This window comes from Streptococcus sp. 9903, assembly GCF_013276625.1.
GTDB lineage: Bacteria > Bacillota > Bacilli > Lactobacillales > Streptococcaceae > Streptococcus.
Map to the genome: position 1 here is coordinate 47,186 of NZ_VMLI01000006.1, position 20,615 is coordinate 67,800.

Consider the following 20,615-nt stretch of genomic DNA (forward strand, 5'->3'; position numbering starts at 1 on the left):
AGAATAGGAGAATACCATGAGTTATAAAGATACGGTACAAAAAATCCTCGATGTAATTGGAGGCGAAAAAAATGTCAATAGAGTTACCCATTGTGTAACACGTTTAAGATTAGAATTAAAAGATGAAAATTTAGTCAATGATGATGATGTGAAGAAGATACCAGGTGTAATAGGTATTATGAAAAAGAATGGGCAATATCAAATTATACTTGGTAATGATGTAGCTAATTATTATAAAGAATTCATTAAACTTGGCAATTTTGAAACAGATTCAGTTGATCAAGGGCACAAAGGGAATATTTTAGAAAGAATCATTGAATATATCGCTAGTTCCATGACTCCAATCATTCCAGCAATGTTAGGGGGAGGTATGTTGAAAGTCTTGGTAATCATTTTACCAATGCTTGGTATATTGCAATCAGATTCTCAGACTATTGCTTTTTTGACATTTTTTGGGGATGCTCCATATTATTTCTTACCGCTGTTATTAGCTTATTCTGCATCACAAAAATTAAAAGTAACATCTACATTAGCTATGTCTGTAGCAGGTGTACTTCTCCATCCAAATTTTGTTCAAATGGTGCAATCAGGGAATCCTCTTAGTTTATTTGGTGCACCTGTGACACCAGCTAGTTATGGTTCATCAGTCATTCCAATTCTTATTATGGTTTGGTTGATGAAATATATTGAAAAAATGATTGCTAAATTAACACCAGCTGTTACTAAGAGTTTTTTGCAACCTACGTTAGTATTATTAGTATCAAGCTTTATTGCCTTAGTTGTAGTCGGACCTATTGGAGTAATTGTTGGTGAAGGATTATCAAATCTAGTTGGGCACATGTACGGTGTAGCTGGATGGCTTACATTAGCTATTCTTGGTGCTATTATGCCATTTATTGTTATGACTGGAATGCATTGGGCTTTTGCACCTATTTTTTTGGCGGCATCTATTGCTACTCCAGACGTATTAATTCTTCCAGCAATGTTAGGGTCAAACTTAGCTCAAGGGGCTGCTTCGATGGCTGTTGCATTAAAGAGTAAAAATAATAATACAAAACAAATTGCTTTTGCAGCAGGTTTCTCAGCCTTGCTTGCAGGAATTACCGAACCTGCATTATATGGTGTGACTTTAAAATATAAAAAACCGCTTTATGCAGCTATGATTGGTGGTGGATTAGCGGGATTATTTGCAGGTCTTACTGGTGTTAAAGCGTATCTATTTGCTGTCCCATCTTTGATAGCGTTGCCTCAATTTATTTATTCTGATGCACCATCAAATATTGTAAATGCTTTAATTGTGGCGGTCATTTCGGTTGTTATTACCTTTGTATTAGCTTATATATTTGGAATCGATGAAGAAGAGAGTTCTAGTAATTTAGAAGTTGAAGCTGGAGTTTCAAATAAAAAAATGATATTTTCTCCTATATCAGGAGAAATCATTCCGTTAAGCGATGTCCAGGATAAAACATTTTCAGATAAACTAATTGGAGACGGAGTAGCGATTATCCCAAGTGAAGGTAAGGTTTATGCACCATTTGATGGGAAAATTACAAATATTTTTCCGACTAAGCACGCAATTGGATTGAAGAGTGATGAGGGTGTTGAGTTACTAATTCATATTGGATTAGATACTGTTGAGCTAAAAGGTCAAGGTTTTATTAGTCATGTAGAAGAAGGGGACAGAGTTTTCAAAAATCAGTTGATTTTTGAAATGGACTTAAATTTAATCAAGAGTAAAGGCTACGAAACAGTTACACCAGTAATTGTAACGAATACCAACGATTTTCTAGATGTATTAGTATTACCTAATAATCAGACAATCGAGCATTCTAAGGAATTACTGGTAATATTATAATGGAGGAAAGTTATGGCCATTTTTCCAGATGATTTTCTTTGGGGTGGAGCTGTTGCAGCTAATCAAGTAGAGGGAGCATATAATGAAGATGGTAAGGGATTATCAGTTCAGGATGTGTTACCCAAAGGTGGATTAGGAGAAGCAACAGAAAATCCTACAGAAGATAACTTAAAATTATTAGGTATTGATTTTTATCATAAATATAAGGAAGATATATCCTTGTTTTCTGAAATGGGCTTTAATGTTTTTCGCACTTCTATTGCATGGAGTAGAATTTTTCCAAAAGGAGATGAGGAAGAACCTAACGAAGCTGGTTTGAAATATTATGATGAATTGTTTGATGAACTACATGCTCACGAGATAGAACCACTTGTAACTCTTTCACACTATGAGACTCCATTATATTTAGCAAGAAAATATCATGGATGGATTGATAGGAGAATGATTCATTTTTATGAAAAATTTGCTCGAACAGTTTTAGAAAGGTATAAAGATAAAGTTAAATATTGGCTTACATTTAACGAAGTAAACTCTGTTTTGGAATTACCGTTTACTAGTGGAGGAATAGATATACCTAAGGAGAATCTTTCGAAACAAGAATTATATCAAGCTATACATCATGAGTTAGTCGCTTCGAGTTTGGTTACAAAAATTGCTCGAGAGATTAATTCAGAGTTTAAGGTGGGGTGTATGGTATTAGCTATGCCAGCTTATCCAATGACTCCAAATCCAAAAGATGTATGGGCGACTCATGAGTATGAGAATCTAAATTATCTATTTTCAGATGTGCATGTTAGAGGTTATTATCCGAATTATGCAAAAAGATATTTTAAGGAAAATAACATTAACATAGAGTTTGCAGCTGAAGATGCAGAGTTATTAAAAAATTATACTGTAGATTTTTTATCGTTTAGCTATTACATGAGTGTGACTCAATCTGCTCTTCCAACACAGTATAATTCAGGAGAAGGGAATATTATTGGTGGTTTAGTAAATCCTTATTTAGAGTCTTCAGAGTGGGGATGGCAAATTGATCCAATTGGACTACGTATAATTTTAAATAGATATTATGACCGTTATCAAATCCCATTATTTATAGTAGAAAATGGATTAGGTGCTAAAGATCAACTAATAAAAGATGAATTTAATAACTTAACCGTCCAAGATGATTATAGAATTCAGTATATGAAAGAGCATTTATTGCAAGTAGCTGAAGCTCTACAGGATGGTGTTGAAATTATGGGCTATACGTCTTGGGGATGTATTGACTGTGTTTCTATGTCCACTGCACAACTTTCTAAAAGGTACGGTCTCATTTATGTGGATCGAAACGATGATGGAAGTGGTACATTAAATCGATATAAGAAAATGTCTTTTACTTGGTATAAAGAAGTGATTGAATCAAATGGAGAATCCTTATTCAAATAGTTTGTTTATTGATGATTAGATATTATCACGGTTAAGGCAACATCTCATTAAATATGAAATAAAGAGGTTTGGAAGACATCAAATTCTAAACCTCTTTATTTTATAGGGGAGTATCAATTAATTTAACTTTATTACAGATAAGAATAAGCTAACAAGCAGAAGTGAGATAGGTCTTGCAAGAATGGTAAAAATCTGATAAACTAAGTAGTAATTGAATAGAAATCCGCAAGACTAGTAACTCAAGGGAAGTATATCAGGGAGGAGAGCCGTGACTGCAAGCTCTCTATATGAAAGCTGGGTGAATTCACTTGTGCATGGATTTAGAAATGAAGGTCTGGCTTGTCAGATGAAAACGGATGGTACCGCGTGTCAACGCTCCGAGTGGAGTTTTTGACATGTGGTTTTCTTTTTATCTACGAGCGACTGATGGAGGAATTATGTCAACTATTGAAGAACAATTAAAAGCGCTTCGCGAAGAAACGCTGGCTAGCTTGAAGCAGATCACTGCTGAAAATGAAAAAGAGATGCAAGATTTGCGTGTCTCTGTCCTTGGTAAAAAGGGTTCGCTTACTGAAATCCTCAAAGGGATGAAAGATGTTTCTGCTGAGATGCGTCCAATCATTGGGAAACACGTCAATGAAGCTCGTGATGTCTTGACAGTTGCTTTTGAAGAAACAGCTAAGCTCTTGGAAGAAAAGAAAGTCGCGGCTCAACTTGCTAGCGAGAGCATTGATGTGACACTTCCAGGTCGTCCAGTTGCGACGGGTCACCGTCATGTCCTCACACAAACCAGTGAGGAAATCGAAGATATTTTCATTGGGATGGGTTACCAAGTCGTGGATGGTTTTGAAGTGGAGCAAGACTACTATAACTTTGAACGTATGAACCTTCCCAAAGACCACCCAGCCCGTGATATGCAGGACACATTCTATATCACAGAAGAAATCTTACTCCGTACTCACACGTCTCCAGTTCAAGCGCGTGCTATGGATGCCCATGATTTCTCTAAAGGTCCTTTGAAAATGATCTCGCCAGGTCGTGTGTTCCGTCGTGACACAGACGATGCGACCCACAGTCACCAATTCCACCAAATCGAAGGTTTGGTTGTTGGGAAGAACATTTCTATGGCAGACCTTCAAGGAACCCTTCAGTTGATTGTCCAAAAAATGTTTGGTGAAGAGCGTCAAATTCGTTTGCGTCCATCTTACTTCCCATTCACAGAGCCATCTGTTGAGGTGGATGTTTCTTGCTTCAAGTGTGGTGGAGAAGGCTGTAACGTATGTAAGAAAACAGGTTGGATCGAAATTATGGGGGCCGGTATGGTTCACCCGCGTGTCCTTGAAATGAGTGGTATCGATGCGACTGTTTACTCTGGATTTGCTTTTGGTCTTGGACAAGAGCGTGTAGCTATGCTCCGTTACGGAATCAACGATATCCGTGGATTCTACCAAGGAGATGTCCGCTTCTCAGAGCAGTTTAAATAATGATTAGAAAAGTAGAAAAGGCAGATGTTGGGGTGTTGTCCAAAATTGCCAAACAAACCTTTCGTGAAACATTTGCTCATGATAATACGGAAGAGCAGTTACAGGAATACTTTGAAGAGGCTTATAGTCTGAGAGTTTTGTCAACTGAGTTGGAAAATCCAGAATCCGAAACCTATTTCATTATGCATGAAGAGGAGATAGCTGGTTTTCTCAAAGTCAACTGGGGAAGTGCTCAGACTGAGAGAGAATTAGAGGATGCTTTTGAAATTCAACGCCTCTATGTGCTACAAAAATTCCAAGGATTTGGATTTGGTAAGCAACTGTTTGAATTCGCTTTGGAACTTGCTACAAAAAATAGTTTTTCCTGGGCTTGGTTAGGTGTTTGGGAGCATAATACAAAAGCTCAAGCGTTTTATAATCGATATGGTTTTGAAAAATTTAGCCAACATCATTTTATGGTTGGTCAAAAAGTAGATACGGATTGGTTACTGAGAAAGAAATTAAGGTAAGAAGAGGATTCTTCTATTGAAATGATAGGAAAGGAAAAGAACTAGAGTGACAACTGTCATTCTGGAAAACTAAATTATGCTTGTATCTTATAAATGGTTAAAAGAATTGGTGGACATTGATGTGCCATCACAAGAGTTGGCTGAAAAAATGTCAACTACAGGGATCGAGGTAGAAGGTGTCGAATCACCTGCTGCTGGTCTCTCAAAAATTGTCGTCGGTGAGGTCTTGTCTTGCGAAGATGTGCCAGAAACTCACCTCCATGTTTGTCAGGTTAACGTTGGCGAAGAAGAAGCCCGTCAAATCGTCTGTGGTGCACCGAATGTGCGTGCTGGTATCAAGGTTATGGTGGCTCTTCCAGGAGCTCGCATCGCTGACAATTACAAGATCAAAAAAGGGAAAATCCGCGGTCTTGAGTCACTTGGGATGATCTGTTCGCTTGGCGAATTGGGAATTTCTGACTCAGTTGTGCCAAAGGAATTCGCAGATGGCATCCAAATCTTGCCAGAAAATGCCGTTCCAGGTGAGGAAGTCTTCTCATATCTAGACTTGGATGATGAAATCATCGAACTGTCTATCACACCCAACCGTGCGGATGCCCTTTCTATGCGTGGGGTGGCTCACGAAGTAGCAGCTATCTATGATAAGGCAGTCAACTTTAAAGAATTTACTCTTTCAGAAACTGACCAAGCTGCAGCAGATGCTCTTTCTGTGGGCATTGAGACAAACAAGGCGCCTTACTATGCCGCTCGTATCTTGGACAATGTGACCATCGCACCAAGTCCACAATGGTTGCAAAATATCCTCATGAACGAAGGTATCCGTCCTATCAACAACGTAGTGGACGTGACCAACTACATCCTGCTCTACTTTGGTCAACCAATGCATGCCTTTGACTTGGATACCTTTGAAGGAACTGACATCCGTGTGCGTGAAGCGCGTGCTGGTGAAAAATTAGTGACTTTAGATGGTGAAGAACGTGACTTGGACGTGAATGACCTAGTCATCACTGTCGCAGACAAGCCAGTTGCTCTTGCAGGTGTCATGGGTGGTCAAGCAACAGAAATTTCTGAAAACTCTAGTCGTGTTGTCCTTGAAGCTGCAGTCTTCAACGGAAAATCAATCCGCAAGACTAGCGGACGTCTTAACCTTCGTTCTGAGTCATCTTCTCGCTTTGAAAAAGGCATCAATGTGGCAACAGTCAATGAAGCCCTTGATGCGGCAGCTAGTATGATTGCAGAACTTGCAGGTGCGACGGTGCGCAAAGGCATCGTTTCAGCGGGTGAACTTGATACTTCTGATGTGGAAGTTTCTTCAACCCTTGCAGATGTCAACCGCGTCCTCGGAACGGAGCTTTCTTATGCTGATGTAGAAGATGTCTTCCGTCGTCTTGGTTTTGGTCTTTCTGGAAATGCAGACAGCTTTACAGTCAGCGTCCCACGTCGCCGTTGGGATATCACCATTGAAGCGGACCTCTTTGAAGAAATCGCTCGTATCTACGGTTATGATCGCTTGCCAACTAGCCTTCCAAAAGATGATGGTACAGCTGGTGAATTGACTGTGACACAGAAACTCCGTCGTCAAGTTCGTACGATTGCTGAAGGAGCAGGTTTGACAGAAATCATCACCTATGCTCTGACAACTCCTGAAAAAGCAGTTGAGTTTACGGCTCAACCAAGTAACCTTACGGAACTTATGTGGCCAATGACAGTGGACCGTTCTGTCCTCCGTCAAAATATGATCTCAGGTATCCTTGATACTGTTGCCTACAACGTGGCTCGTAAGAACAAAAACTTGGCCCTTTACGAGATCGGAAAAGTCTTTGAACAAACAGGTAATCCAAAAGAAGAACTTCCAACTGAAATCAACAGCTTTGCCTTTGCCTTGACAGGCTTAGTTGCTGAAAAAGATTTCCAAACAGCAGCAGTTCCAGTTGATTTCTTCTATGCTAAGGGAATCCTTGAAGCCCTCTTTACTCGCTTGGGACTAGAAGTGACCTATACAGCAACATCTGAGATTGCTAGCCTCCACCCAGGTCGTACAGCTATGATTTCACTCGGTGACCAAGTTCTTGGTTTCCTTGGCCAAGTGCATCCAGTCACTGCTAAGGCCTACGATATTCCAGAAACGTATGTAGCTGAGCTTAACCTTTCAGCCATCGAAGCTGCCCTTCAACCTGCTGCTCCATTTGTGGAAATCACCAAATTCCCAGCAGTCAGCCGTGACGTTGCCCTCCTTCTCAAGGCAGAAGTGACTCACCAAGAAGTTGTGGACGCTATCCAAGCTGCCGGCGTGAAACGTTTGACAGATATCAAACTCTTTGACGTCTTCTCAGGTGAGAAATTGGGACTAGGTATGAAGTCAATGGCTTATAGCTTGACTTTCCAAAATCCAGAAGATAGCTTAACGGACGAAGAAGTCGCACGCTACATGGAAAAAATCCAAGCGTCTCTCGAAGAAAAAGTCAATGCAGAAGTGCGTTAAACGATAGTATGATACAAATTCCCCCTCTAGTTTATGAACACTAGAGGGGTGATTTTATATAATACTCAATGAAAATCAAAAAGCAAACTAGGAAGCTAGCCGTAGGTTGCTCAAAACACTGTTTTGNNAGTAACCATATGTCTAAGGTAAGTCGACGCTGACATGGTTTGAAGAGATTGTCGAAGAGTATAAAATAATTAAAATGTGATTTCTGTAAAAATACATCTATGATCAGAGTTTTGAAAACTTACAATGTCTAAATTTTTAACATAGTAGTGGTTTTTAGGCAATAAAATATGATCTATTGTTGCATTAAAAAGTTTTGGACTTTGGCTATTCCAAGTTCCTCTTTCAAAAGGTGGAAGTGCATTTAATGCGTCCCTATGAGAGTTTATTTTTGCAAGTGCTCCATGACGCATAGTTGCATTAAAATCACCTGCAATAATAGCCTTTGGATATTTTGAAGCCAATTGATTATGAATGATGTTTAAGTCTTGCTTCCAGATTTCCATTAAACCTGGCAGAGGAGGAGCAGTATGCAAAGCAATGATATCTGGTATATTTTGTTTTCTCGAATGTAATAGAATTGTCCCGAACCGTGTTGGATGAAAAGTTTCAGCTTTTGTATAGAAATCGTAACTTTTCTTGACAATCACAGTCACAGGAGCTATTCCACTGTCAGTAGGTGGAGAAGTAAAAATATCATAGTTGGCCATAGAAAGTCCAACTTGATGAAACAATAGTTTGATTCTCTGGTTTTCTTGCTCACCTCTGATATTGGTAGCTAGTTCAGGGAATATAGCCATATCGGCATCAAAATGGCTAAAAATTCGCTCAATATGTTGTGCTTCTATTGATTAGCGATGTTCCAAGTTACTAATTTTAAGGTTTTAGTCTTATTTGATGTGGAAGAAAGGGTTTTATCTGTTCCGAATAATAGTAATATGAGCGATAATAAGAGCAAAATGCCAGAGTAAAACCGTATTTGTTTATTTTTCTTGTAAAAAGATAGGGAAAAAAATACGAAACTTAAAATAGGAAGCCATAGTTGCAGTAGCTAAGGGGAAGGCATAAATCTGTGCCAAGATAGGTCTGGTAGATAGCCAAATATTAAGATTAGAAGATGGGAAAAAAGAATAAGCTATGATAGGGATAGCGAAGAGAATGACAGAAAGGGCAGAAAGAAATGTTTTAATCATTGTATGAGTACCTCAATTTGCAATGGTTGCTCGGAGCTAATGTGACTTTGTGACTTTACTTGATTGATATTCTTTTTCTTGTCTTCCTCATAGATTAAGTACAACCCAAGTAAAAAAGTCCAATTTAAGATTGAAATGATTAAAAGGCACAGAAATGCAAGACAATTATACTACAAAAGGCAAACATTTGACAATCGATAGTCGTTGCTTAATCGAACGATGGAAAAAAGAAGGAAAATCAAATAGAGAAATTGCCTCTCTATTTGGAAAAGCTCCTCAAACATCCATACTGAAATCAAGCGTGGGACAGTCCGAAAATGTCTTGGGAAAGGGGGGTAAAGAGCTTTACTCTGCCGACTACGCTCAACAATTTTATGAAAATAATCGCAAGCGCTCGGTCAAGAAATCAAGCTTGACCAAGGAACTAAAGGAAAAGATTCTCCACTATCATAACCAAAAATTTTCGCCTGAAATGATGGTGATGGCTAAGGGCGTTAACGTGGGAATTTCAACCATTTACTATTGGATTCATCATGGAAAATTAGGATTATCAAAACAGGATCTGCTCTATCCTAGAAAAGGAAAAGCGCTTAAGAAACAAGCTAGTTCCAACTTTAAACCCGCTGGTCAATCTATCGAATCATAATTCGCTCATTATACATAGACGTAAAAGAAAGAGGGCTAAGTGATGGAGAATAGTGCTATTGGGAGTAACTGGAAGGATGTCCGATCTCAACTCTTTACAAAAGAGGAAATTCTTGAAAGTGATATGCGAGTGGCTATCATGAGTGAGCTGATTGAGGCTAGGCATGACCAAGGAATCAGCCAGAAAAAGCTGGAAGAATTCAGTGGAGTAAGCCAGCCTGTCATAGCTAGGATGGAAACAGGCAAGACAAGTCCTCAGTTGGATACAGTCTTGAAAGTTTTAGCCAGTTTAGGAAAGACACTAGCAGTCGTCCGACTTGAACAGGGAAAGAGTTGATTAGAGTAGACTCATACTCAATGAAAACCAAAGAGCAAACTAGGAAACTAGCCGTAGGTTGCTCAAAACACTGTTTTGAGATTGTAGATAAGACTGACGAAGTCAGTAACCATATGTCTAAGGCAAGGCGACGTTGACGCGGTTTGAATTTGATTTTCGAAGAGTATTATAGTCTTTTCTAATAACAAGCCATAGTCACTTATAAGAATTACTAATAACGCGTTTGAAGAGCATAACTGAAATAGAGCTATAAAACAAGCTACACAAAGGATTTGAGGCATTTTTCTCAGGTCTTTTTCTTTTGTCTAAAACAGAGATATAGTTTCAAACTATATCAAAGCCTAATTTTTTACAATTATACAGACGCTTTCTTTTCTGTTAAGATAGTCTCAACAACAAATTTTGGAGGACACATCATGTCAACTACAATCATCGGTTTCCCTCGTTTGGGCGAATTCCGCGAATTAAAATTTACAACTGAAAAATACTTTAGAAAAGAAATCTCAGAAGAAGAACTCTTGGCAGCCGCAAAAGACTTGCGTGCTAAACACTGGAACATTGTCAAAGAAAAAGGCATCACTGAAATTCCATCAAATGACTTTTCTCACTATGACAACTTCCTAGATGCAGCTTTCCTTTTCAACGTGGTACCTGCTTCAGTTCAAAACTTGGACTTGTCTGACCTTGAGCGCTACTTCGCTTTGGGTCGTGGTTACCAAGGAGAAAAAGGGGACGTTCGCGCCCTTCCAATGAAGAAATGGTTCAACACCAACTACCACTACATCGTTCCTAAGTTTGAAAAAGACACTCAAGTAAAATTGGCTGGTCACAAAATCTTTGATGAGTTCCAAGAAGCTAAAGAACTTGGTATCAACACTCGTCCTGTCCTTGTGGGGCCATTCACTTTCCTTCAATTGTCAGACTTTGAAGAAGGCGTGAAAGCAGAAGACTTCGTAGACAGCTTAGTTGCTGCTTACCAAGAAGTTTTTGCTAAATTGGCAGAACTTGGTGCGACTCGTATCCAATTGGATGAAGCGGCTCTTGTAAAAGACTTGACAGCTGAAGAAAAAGCCCTCTTCTTGAATCTCTACAACAAGCTTTTGGCTGACAAAAAAGGTCTTGAAGTCTTACTTCAAACATACTTCGGAGACGTTCGTGACGTTTACGCTGACCTTGTGAACTTGCCAGTGGATGCAATCGGTTTGGACTTCGTTGAAGGTAAGAAAACTCTTGAATTGGTTAAAGGTGGTTTCCCAGCTGACAAGACTCTTTATGCAGGTATTGTCAATGGTAAAAATATCTGGCGTAACAACTACGAAAAGAGCTTGGCTGTTCTTGAGCAAATCCCAGCTGAAAACATTGTGTTGACAAGCTCATGCTCACTTCTTCATGTGCCATTTACAACTGCTAATGAAGAATTTGAACCAGCAATCTTGAACCACTTTGCCTTTGCGGTTGAAAAATTAGATGAGATCCGTGATTTGGATGCTATCCGCAATGGTCAAGGTGAAGAAGCACTTGCAGCTAACAAAGAACTCTTTGCGACTGAACGTGTGGGTGAAAATGCTGAACTCCGTGCGCGTATCGCTGGCTTGACAGATGCAGACTACACTCGTTTGCCAGCCTTTGCAGAACGTGAAGCTATCCAAGAAGAAGCTTTCAAACTTCCAGCTCTTCCAACAACAACTATCGGTTCATTCCCTCAAACTAAAGAAGTTCGTGCGAAGCGTTTGGCTTACCGTAAAGGTGAATTGTCTCAAGAAGAGTACGACGCTTTCCTTGCTGAAACGATCGATGAATGGATCAAATGGCAAGAAGATATCGACTTTGATGTCCTTGTTCATGGTGAATTTGAGCGTAATGACATGGTTGAGTACTTCGGTCAAAACTTGTCAGGTTACCTCTTCTCTAAAAATGGTTGGGTACAATCATACGGTATGCGTGGGGTGAAACCACCAATCATTTGGGGTGATGTCACTCGTCTTAACCCTATCACTGTTAAATGGTCTAGCTATGCACAAAGCCGTACAAACAAACCTGTTAAAGGTATGTTGACTGGGCCTGTTACCATCCTCAACTGGTCATTCCCACGTGAAGACATCTCTATTAAGGATTCTACTCTTCAAATCGCCCTTGCGATCAAGGATGAAGTGCTTGACCTTGAAGCTGCTGGTGTGAAGATCATCCAAATCGACGAGGCTGCTCTTCGTGAAAAATTGCCACTCCGTCGTAGCGACTGGTACGAAGACTACCTTGACTGGGCAATTCCTGCCTTCCGCTTGGTACATTCAACAGTAGCACCAGACACACAAATCCACACTCACATGTGTTACTCAGAATTTACAGATATCATCCCAGCTATCGATAACATGGATGCAGACGTCATTTCCTTTGAAGCTAGCCGTTCAAACCTTGAAATCTTGGACGAACTCAAAGCGAAAAACTTCCAAACAGAAGTGGGACCTGGGGTTTACGATATCCACTCTCCTCGTGTGCCAAATGAAGGCGAAATCGACAATACAATCGAAGCCATCCTTGCTAAAGTGCCAAGCAAGAAAGTTTGGATCAACCCAGACTGTGGTTTGAAAACACGTGGTATTCCAGAAACAAAAGAAAGCTTGATCCGCCTTGTGGAAGCAGCTAAAGCTGCGCGTGAGAAATTGTAAGATTAGATTTCTCTCCATACAATGGTTGTTCAAAAAGAAATCAACTAGAAAAGGTTATTACATATGTCACGCCAAACACCGTCACTCTCATTTGAAGTGTTCCCTCCAAACCCAGCCGTGGGTAATGATAACATTATTTCTGCTCTTCAAAATATGCAGGAGTTGGCTCCCCACTTTATCAGTGTGACTGCCAGCAATAATAAATTTAATATCAAGGAAACGACGGTCCGTTTGGCTGATTTTATCCAAAATGACTTGGCGATTCCGACTATTGCTCACTTGCCAGCCATCTATTTGACCAAGGACAAGGTTGCTGAAACTATTGCAGACTTGGACAAGGTTGGGGTGCAGAAAATCTTGGCTCTTCGTGGGGATATTATTCCAGATGTGGAACCACAAAAGGATTTTCGCTACGCAACGGACTTGATTGAGTTCATCAAGGAACAAGCCCCTCACTTTGATATTGTTGGCGCTTGCTATCCAGAAGGCCATCCAGATTCACCAAATCAGATTTCAGATATTCAAAATCTTAAGAAGAAAGTGGATGCAGGTTGTTCGAGCCTTGTAACTCAGCTTTTCTTTGACAATGAGCGCTTCTATGATTTCCAAGACAAGTGTATCTTGGCTGGGATTGATGTTCCCATTCATGCAGGGATTATGCCAATTCTGAATCGAAATCAGGCTCTCCGCCTCTTGAAGACTTGTGAGAATATCCATCTTCCACGCAAATTTAAAGCCATCTTAGACAAGTATGAGCATGACCCTGAGTCGCTCAGAGCAGCAGGACTTGCCTATGCGGTGGACCAAATTGTGGACTTGGTAACTCAGGATGTTGCCGGTGTGCATCTCTACACTATGAACAATGCGGAAACAGCAAAATACATCCACCAAGCAACTCATGCCTTGTTTAATCACCAGTCCTTAGGATAATAAAAAGTAAACCATTCTTCTCAGCTGAGGGGAATGGTTCCTTTTTAATGGTAAAGACCGCACTTTTTAAGAAAAATATGATAAAATAGACTCTGTACGTACTTGATACAAAGATGAGGGTATTAACAGATTCTTAGCTATTCAAATCTGCTATAGAAGGTACAAATGCTAAAGAATAATATTTTTAAACTTTTCAAAGTATCTAGATAGTTGAACACGGGCTAAAAGCTGTGTAAAAAAGATAAACTGTCTTGTCTTCATCGAAGACTTCGTCAGTTTCCTATTTTTACTTTGCTTTTGACGTCCTTGGTATCTTGATCTTTGTAGGCAAGGCGTATAATTTCATCAATCCAAAGGGGATTAAAATGACAAAACAAGTGTTTCAAACGACTTTTGCGGGTCGTGAGTTAATTGTAGAGACTGGTCAGGTTGCTAAGCAAGCAAATGGCTCTGTTGTCGTGCGTTACGGTGAGTCAACTGTCTTGACTGCGGCCGTTATGTCTAAGAAAATGGCAACTGGGGATTTCTTCCCTCTTCAAGTCAACTACGAAGAAAAAATGTATGCAGCTGGGAAGTTTCCGGGTGGCTTTATGAAACGTGAAGGACGTCCTTCAACGGATGCGACTTTGACAGCGCGTTTGATTGACCGTCCAATCCGTCCTATGTTTGCGGAAGGTTTCCGTAATGAAGTACAGGTGATTAACACCGTGCTTTCTTATGATGAAAATGCTTCTGCACCAATGGCAGCTATGTTTGGTTCATCTTTGGCACTTTCTATCTCGGATATTCCATTTGATGGACCAATCGCTGGTGTTCAAGTGGGCTATGTAGATGGTCAAATCATCATCAACCCTAGTCAAGAACAAGCAGAGCAATCTCTCCTTGAATTGACAGTAGCTGGTACTAAACACGCTATCAACATGGTAGAGTCTGGTGCTAAAGAATTGTCAGAAGAAATCATGTTGGAAGCTCTCCTTAAAGGGCACGAAGCAGTCAAAGAATTGATTGCCTTCCAAGAAGAAATCGTTGCAGCAGTTGGTAAGGAAAAAGCAGAAGTAGAATTGCTTCATGTGGATGCTGAATTGCAGGCTGAAATTATCGTAGCCTACAACAGCGACCTCCAAAAAGCGGTCCAAGTAGAAGAAAAATTGGCGCGTGAAGCTGCGACTCAAGCAGTTAAAGACCAAGTGACTGCTGTTTACGAAGAAAAATATGCAGACCACGAAGAATTTGACCGTATCATGCGTGATGTGGCTGAAATCTTGGAACAAATGGAACACGCTGAAGTGCGCCGCTTGATTACAGAAGATAAGGTGCGTCCTGACGGTCGTAAGGTAGATGAAATCCGTCCTTTGGATGCGGTTGTTGATTTCCTTCCTCGTGTGCACGGTTCAGGTCTCTTCACTCGTGGACAAACTCAGGCCCTTTCAGTTTTGACCTTGGCTCCAATGGGAGAAACTCAAATCATTGATGGTTTGGACCCAGAGTACAAGAAACGCTTTATGCACCACTATAACTTCCCACAATACTCTGTAGGGGAAACTGGTCGTTACGGTGCGCCTGGTCGTCGTGAAATTGGTCACGGTGCTCTCGGTGAGCGTGCCCTTGCTCAAGTCTTGCCAAGCTTGGAGGAATTCCCATACGCTATCCGTCTGGTAGCAGAAGTCTTGGAATCAAATGGTTCTTCATCTCAGGCTTCTATCTGTGCGGGAACGCTTGCTCTTATGGCTGGTGGTGTGCCAATCAAGGCGCCAGTAGCAGGGATTGCCATGGGTCTCATCTCAGATGGAAATAACTACACAGTCTTGACAGATATCCAAGGTTTGGAAGACCACTTTGGAGACATGGACTTCAAGGTTGCAGGTACTCGTGACGGGATTACAGCCCTTCAAATGGATATCAAGATTCAAGGAATTACTGCAGAAATCTTGACTGAGGCTCTTGCCCAAGCCAAGAAAGCGCGTTTTGAAATCCTTGATGTGATTGAAGCAACCATTCCAGAAGTTCGTCCAGAATTGGCTCCAACTGCTCCGAAAATTGATACCATCAAGATTGATGTGGACAAGATCAAGATTGTCATCGGTAAGGGTGGAGAAACCATCGACAAGATTATCGCTGAAACAGGCGTTAAGATTGATATCGACGAAGAAGGAAATGTATCTATCTACTCTAGTGACCAAGATGCCATCAATCGTACTAAAGAAATTATTGCTGGTTTGGTTCGTGAAGCTAAGGTGGATGAAGTTTACCGTGCTAAAGTCGTTCGTATCGAGAAATTTGGTGCCTTTGTTAACCTCTTTGATAAGACAGATGCCCTTGTTCATATCTCTGAGATGGCTTGGACGCGTACCAATAATGTCGAAGACTTGGTAGCAATCGGGGATGAAGTTGATGTTAAAGTTATCAAGATTGATGAAAAAGGACGTGTGGATGCTTCTATGAAAGCTCTCCTTCCTCGTCCTCCAAAACCTGAACGTGATGAAAAAGGCGAAAAGTCTGAGAGACCTCACCGCCCACGTCATCACAAGGATCACAAACCTAAGAAAGAATTTACAGAAACACCAAAAGATTCAGAATAAGAAAAGGAGAAATGTATGGGATGGTGGCGCGAAACCATTGATATCGTAAAAGAAAATGATCCAGCGGCCCGCACCACTTTGGAGGTTTTACTGACTTATCCAGGTGTCAAAGCCTTAGCGGCCCACCGTCTTTCGCATTTTCTCTGGAATCATGGCTTCAAACTCTTGGCTCGTATGCACAGTCAGTTCTGGCGCTTTTGGACTCAGATTGAGATTCATCCAGGTGCCCAAATCGACTCTGGAGTCTTTATTGACCATGGTTCAGGCCTGGTTATCGGAGAGACTGCTATTGTTGAAAAAGGTGTTATGCTTTACCACGGAGTAACTCTTGGTGGGACAGGAAAAGACTGTGGCAAACGCCATCCGACCGTTCGTCAGGGTGCCCTTATATCAGCACATGCTCAAGTCATCGGACCTGTGGAAATCGGTGAAAATGCCAAGGTCGGTGCAGCAGCAGTTGTCGTCGCAGACGTGCCTAGTGATGTGACGGTTGTCGGTATTCCGGCCAAGATTGTCCGTGTTCATGGTAAAAAGGATGAGCCGGCCATTCACGAAGTAGAAGAAAAACGAGAGTACTACGTCAATAAACTCGAGCAGGCTAAAGATGTAAGTCACAGATCGTCTGGTTTGTAGAGGATACCTATATGATTCAAGCAAGAAACAAGTTAAGCCAAGAGGAGTTATCTGAGGCGAAAAAACTAATTAACTGTTGCCAAAACTATGACGGTACCTATCGTAATCCCTATCTCTCTAACATGCTTAATTTTGACCCAAACATGCCCGCCTTTTTCCTTTATTATGAAAAAGGCGAACTTGTTGGTCTCTTAACTGTCTATGCAGATGACCAAGATGTAGAAGTGACGATACTGGTTCATCCAGATCATCGCCGTCAGGGAATTGCGCGTGCGTTGTTTACTAGTTTTGAGAGAGAAACAGCTTCTTTTCCGATTCATTCAGTTACTTTTCAGACAGAGCGTGTTTTTCTAGACCGCCATCCTGATTTTGTCAGTAACTGGGGATTGGTCGAGGATGAAGAGACAGAAACCTGGTTAGGTAAGGATAGAAGACCTTATCCGTTAGCAAAGGTTTCTAATCTTGAAGTTTTGTTAGCAGATAGTTCGTATCAGGAGCAAATCAGTCAGTTAAAATTTCAGGCATTCTCAGAGGAACATGAATCTAGAGAAGTTGTGGATAGATATGTTGCTGAGGCTCTGAAAGATCCAGAAAGCCACTTGTATATTTTATTAAAAGACGGTCAGGTTATTGGAACTTGCACGGTTGATTTATCGAGCGATACGAATTACTTCTACGGTTTAGCAATATCTGAACCTGAACGTGGAAAAGGCTATGGAAGCTACTTAGCAAAATCCCTTGTCAACCAACTAATTGAGCAAAATGACAAGGAATTTCAGATTGCAGTGGAAGATAGCAATGTAGGTGCCAAACGTTTGTATGAAAAAATTGGCTTTGTCAAACAGACTCAGGTGGTTTATCTGAATGAGAAAGGAGCAAGGGATTCCGAAGTGTAGAGATATTCGGACTGAAATTCAATTGAACTCTTAGTGATGAAACTAACTGTTCTTGGATTTCAGCTTTCCTGACTATGATTTATGATTAAAATCTATGACACTATGTCTCGTAATTTGCGAGAATTTGTCCCAATTGAGGACGGCAAGGTCAAGATGTATGTTTGTGGGCCAACCGTGTATAACTATATCCACGTAGGGAATGCCCGTTCGACGGTAGCTTTTGATACGATTCGACGTTACTTTGAGTATCGTGGGTACGAAGTTGCCTATATTTCTAATTTCACGGATGTGGATGATAAGATTATCAACCGTGCCAAGGAAGAAGGTATCACGCCTCAGGAGGTTGCGGACAAGTACATCGCTGCCTTTCGTGAGGATGTGACAGCCTTGGGCGTCAAACCTGCGACCCGCCATCCGCGTGTGGTGGAGTTTATGGCTGACATTATCCGCTTTGTGGAAGATTTGATTGAAAAAGGTTTTGCCTACGAGAGTCAAGGAGATGTCTATTTCCGTGTGGAAAAATCCCACAACTATGCCAAGTTAGCCAATAAAACCTTGGAAGACTTGGAGCTGGGTGCTTCAGGTCGTACCGATGAAGAAACAGCTCGCAAGGAAAATCCTGTAGACTTTGCTTTATGGAAAGCTGCTAAACCAGGCGAGATTTCTTGGGACAGTCCTTGGGGACCTGGTCGTCCGGGCTGGCATATTGAGTGTTCGGTCATGTCGACAGAAATTTTGGGCGATACTATTGATATCCACGGTGGTGGAGCGGACCTTGAGTTTCCTCACCACACCAATGAAATTGCCCAGTCTGAAGCTAAAACAGGCAAGACTTTTGCCAACTACTGGATGCACAATGGCTTTGTCAATATCGACAATGTCAAGATGTCCAAATCTTTGGGGAACTTTATCACTGTCCATGATGCCCTCAAAACCCTCGATGGGCAAGTGCTTCGTTTCTTCTTTGCGACTCAACACTACCGCAAGCCCATCAACTTTACAGAAAAGGCAGTGCGTGATGCAGAGACTAATCTCAAGTATCTGAAAAACACCTATGAGCAACCATTTACTGGAACTGTAGATGTTCAAGAGTTACAGGACTTTAAAGACAAGTTTGTAGCAGCTATGGATGAGGATTTCAACTCTGCCAACGGTATCACAGTTGTCTTCGAAATGGCCAAATGGGTCAACTCAGGCAACTATGATACAAGTGTTAAGGAAGCTCTTGCGGATATGTTGGAAGTCTTTGGAATTGTCTTTGTTGAGGAAGTTTTGGATGCAGAGATTAAAGTTTTGATTCAAAAACGTCAAGAAGCGCGTGCCAATCGTGACTTTGCCACAGCAGACCAAATTCGTGACCAATTGGCTGCTCAAGGGATTAAGCTCCTTGATACCAAGGATGGAGTGAGGTGGACACGTGATTGATGTCAATCTCATTAACGGGATTGCGCTAGCCTTTGAGGGGGACGCGGTATATTCCATGTATATTCGCCGTCACCTCATCCTCAAAGGTATGACCAAGCCCAATAAACTCCACCAAGAAGCGACCAAGTATGTCTCAGCCAAGGCTCAGGCTCGCCTGATTTCCCTTATGTTAGAGGAGCAAGTCCTGACGGAAAAAGAAGAAGAAATCTACAAACGTGGTCGCAATACCAATAGTCACACCAAGGCCAAAAATGCTGATGTGGTGACTTACCGTATGTCCACAGGTTTTGAAGCAGTCATGGGCTATCTCCATATGACTGAAAATCTGGAACGTCTTGAGAGCTTGATTTCATGGTGCATCCAAAAAGTGGAGGGCTAGGACATGATGGCAAAAGAACTACAAGACTGGTTTCCTGAAGCTCAGATTTCAGACCAACCAATAGAGAAAGAGGGCTATCTCACGCTCCCTTTGGCTTCTCAGCGGTGGATTTTGCTGGATGAAGCTGGGCTTAGCGAGCGTGAAAAGCAGTTGATTTCCCTTTTGACCCAGCAGGAGCAGGCTCGTTCGCTCAATCCTTGGTATTCTTATCTGATTGAGGGGAAGGGACAGGCACCGCAAGCTTTTAAAAAGATTCAGCTGGTTTATTGCCATCTTTCCTATTTTCAGCAGGAAAATCTAGCTTCTTGGCTGGATATGATGCGGACTCTTTTTCCGAACTGTCAGACCGTCCTTCAGGTTGGAGCTCAGGATTATGTTTTCGTGCTTCAACAAGATAAGTACGCCTCTGTACGAGCTATTTTAAGTGATACGATTGAGGCAGTTGAGTATGACTTTGGACTGCGTCTCTCTATTATGTTAGGACAGGTTTGGTCTCAGACGGGACATCAAGTCCTATCAGACTTAATCAAAGCGGAGCGCGATTTGTTCAAGACTTGGTGGCGTCAGGGTCACCAAGGTGTTCATACTTTTTCTCAGCTCTATCTTTGGAGTATGGGGGAAAGAATTGTGGACCTGAGAGTCATTAAAGAATGCCTGCACCAGATGATTTTGGACCAGGATCAGATTCAGGAAATCATTCTCTCTCTTTGGGAAAATAGTGCTGTTCTCACTAAAACAGCTCAGCAACTCTATCTGCACCGCAATTCTCTCCAATACAAGATTGATAAGTGGGAAGAGTTGACAGGGCTTCAGTTGAAAGAGTTGACCGACCTGACTCTGTGTTATCAATTGATTTTAGGTTCTTTGTCAACTATAGTTGGTTTGTAAAGAAGTTAATATTTGGAGAAGAGGATTGCCATCTTCTCCATTTTTATGTGCAGAGTTATAGTGGATTGAGGCTGGGAAAGTACACTGTGACTGCTAAAACATTCTTAGAATTTGCTTTGATTTTCCTAATCTATTCATGTAAAATTTATGTTATTTCACTATAGTTGTTTGATTTTTGTTTAGTATTAGAAGATTGAAAATCAATGAATAAATCTACCAGCAGATGACTCAAAACGTCCTTTTGAAGCTCTAGGTAAGGCAAAGTTGACGTAGTTTGAAG

14 protein-coding genes and 2 pseudogenes are annotated in these 20,615 nt (G+C 41.1%); 15 read left to right on the forward strand and 1 reads right to left on the reverse strand.

The window, feature by feature from the left end; translation table 11 throughout:
• Positions 1 to 16 precede the first annotated feature (16 nt).
• From HT696_RS03395 to pheT, 5 genes are all read left to right on the forward strand, one after another.
• Positions 17 to 1,855 carry a beta-glucoside-specific PTS transporter subunit IIABC gene (locus tag HT696_RS03395; protein ID WP_173283321.1) on the forward strand — a complete coding sequence of 613 codons (1,839 nt, stop codon included), beginning with the start codon at positions 17 to 19 and terminating at the stop codon, positions 1,853 to 1,855.
• A gap of 12 nt (positions 1,856 to 1,867) precedes the next feature.
• A complete protein-coding gene (locus tag HT696_RS03400) occupies positions 1,868 to 3,283 on the forward strand; it encodes a glycoside hydrolase family 1 protein (protein ID WP_173283322.1) in 1,416 nt (471 codons plus the stop codon).
• A 437-nt stretch (positions 3,284 to 3,720) separates the two neighbouring features.
• Positions 3,721 to 4,767, forward strand: a complete 1,047-nt coding sequence (gene pheS, locus HT696_RS03405; RefSeq protein WP_173283323.1) for a phenylalanine--tRNA ligase subunit alpha — start codon at positions 3,721 to 3,723, stop codon at positions 4,765 to 4,767.
• Positions 4,767 to 5,276 carry an N-acetyltransferase gene (locus tag HT696_RS03410; RefSeq protein WP_173283324.1) on the forward strand — a complete coding sequence of 170 codons (510 nt, stop codon included), beginning with the start codon at positions 4,767 to 4,769 and terminating at the stop codon, positions 5,274 to 5,276. Before pheS ends, HT696_RS03410 begins: the two co-directional genes overlap by 1 nt.
• Positions 5,277 to 5,352: 76 nt before the next feature.
• Positions 5,353 to 7,758, forward strand: a complete 2,406-nt coding sequence (pheT, locus tag HT696_RS03415) for a phenylalanine--tRNA ligase subunit beta (protein ID WP_173283325.1) — start codon at positions 5,353 to 5,355, stop codon at positions 7,756 to 7,758.
• Positions 7,759 to 7,955: 197 nt separating this feature from the next.
• Here pheT and HT696_RS10660 read toward each other — a convergent pair.
• Positions 7,956 to 8,957 (reverse strand): annotated as a pseudogene (locus HT696_RS10660) (endonuclease/exonuclease/phosphatase family protein).
• Positions 8,958 to 9,111: 154 nt separating this feature from the next.
• On the opposite strand from HT696_RS10660, the pseudogene HT696_RS03430 reads away from it, so the two are divergent.
• From HT696_RS03430 to HT696_RS03475, 10 genes and pseudogenes are all read left to right on the forward strand, one after another.
• Positions 9,112 to 9,597, forward strand: a pseudogene (locus HT696_RS03430) (helix-turn-helix domain-containing protein); the annotation flags it as partial.
• A 48-nt stretch (positions 9,598 to 9,645) separates the two neighbouring features.
• Positions 9,646 to 9,939 carry a helix-turn-helix transcriptional regulator gene (locus HT696_RS03435; RefSeq protein WP_173283327.1) on the forward strand — a complete coding sequence of 98 codons (294 nt, stop codon included), beginning with the start codon at positions 9,646 to 9,648 and terminating at the stop codon, positions 9,937 to 9,939.
• A 416-nt stretch (positions 9,940 to 10,355) separates the two neighbouring features.
• On the forward strand, positions 10,356 to 12,605 hold the full coding sequence (gene metE / locus HT696_RS03440; RefSeq protein ID WP_173283328.1) for a 5-methyltetrahydropteroyltriglutamate--homocysteine S-methyltransferase: 2,250 nt from the start codon (positions 10,356 to 10,358) through the stop codon (positions 12,603 to 12,605).
• 63 nt (positions 12,606 to 12,668) lie between these two features.
• Positions 12,669 to 13,535, forward strand: coding sequence for a methylenetetrahydrofolate reductase [NAD(P)H] (gene metF / locus HT696_RS03445; protein ID WP_049513159.1), 867 nt, complete (start codon positions 12,669 to 12,671; stop codon positions 13,533 to 13,535).
• Between the two features lie 365 nt (positions 13,536 to 13,900).
• Positions 13,901 to 16,114: a polyribonucleotide nucleotidyltransferase gene (pnp, locus tag HT696_RS03450; RefSeq protein WP_173283329.1), complete on the forward strand. Its 2,214-nt coding sequence runs from the start codon at positions 13,901 to 13,903 to the stop codon at positions 16,112 to 16,114.
• A 15-nt stretch (positions 16,115 to 16,129) separates the two neighbouring features.
• Complete coding sequence (gene cysE, locus HT696_RS03455; protein ID WP_173283330.1) at positions 16,130 to 16,747, forward strand: serine O-acetyltransferase; 618 nt, start codon at positions 16,130 to 16,132, stop codon at positions 16,745 to 16,747.
• 11 nt (positions 16,748 to 16,758) lie between these two features.
• Positions 16,759 to 17,643 (forward strand): GNAT family N-acetyltransferase, encoded by an 885-nt coding sequence (locus HT696_RS03460; RefSeq protein ID WP_173283331.1) that lies wholly within the window; start codon positions 16,759 to 16,761, stop codon positions 17,641 to 17,643.
• A gap of 81 nt (positions 17,644 to 17,724) precedes the next feature.
• Positions 17,725 to 19,068 (forward strand): cysteine--tRNA ligase, encoded by a 1,344-nt coding sequence (gene cysS / locus HT696_RS03465; RefSeq protein WP_173283332.1) that lies wholly within the window; start codon positions 17,725 to 17,727, stop codon positions 19,066 to 19,068.
• The gene (locus HT696_RS03470) at positions 19,061 to 19,447 is read left to right on the forward strand and encodes a Mini-ribonuclease 3 (RefSeq protein ID WP_000567927.1); all 387 of its coding nucleotides are present in this window, start codon (positions 19,061 to 19,063) and stop codon (positions 19,445 to 19,447) included. Before cysS ends, HT696_RS03470 begins: the two co-directional genes overlap by 8 nt.
• Before the next feature lie 3 nt (positions 19,448 to 19,450).
• Positions 19,451 to 20,335: a PucR family transcriptional regulator gene (locus HT696_RS03475; RefSeq protein ID WP_173283333.1), complete on the forward strand. Its 885-nt coding sequence runs from the start codon at positions 19,451 to 19,453 to the stop codon at positions 20,333 to 20,335.
• Positions 20,336 to 20,615: the final 280 nt, after the last annotated feature.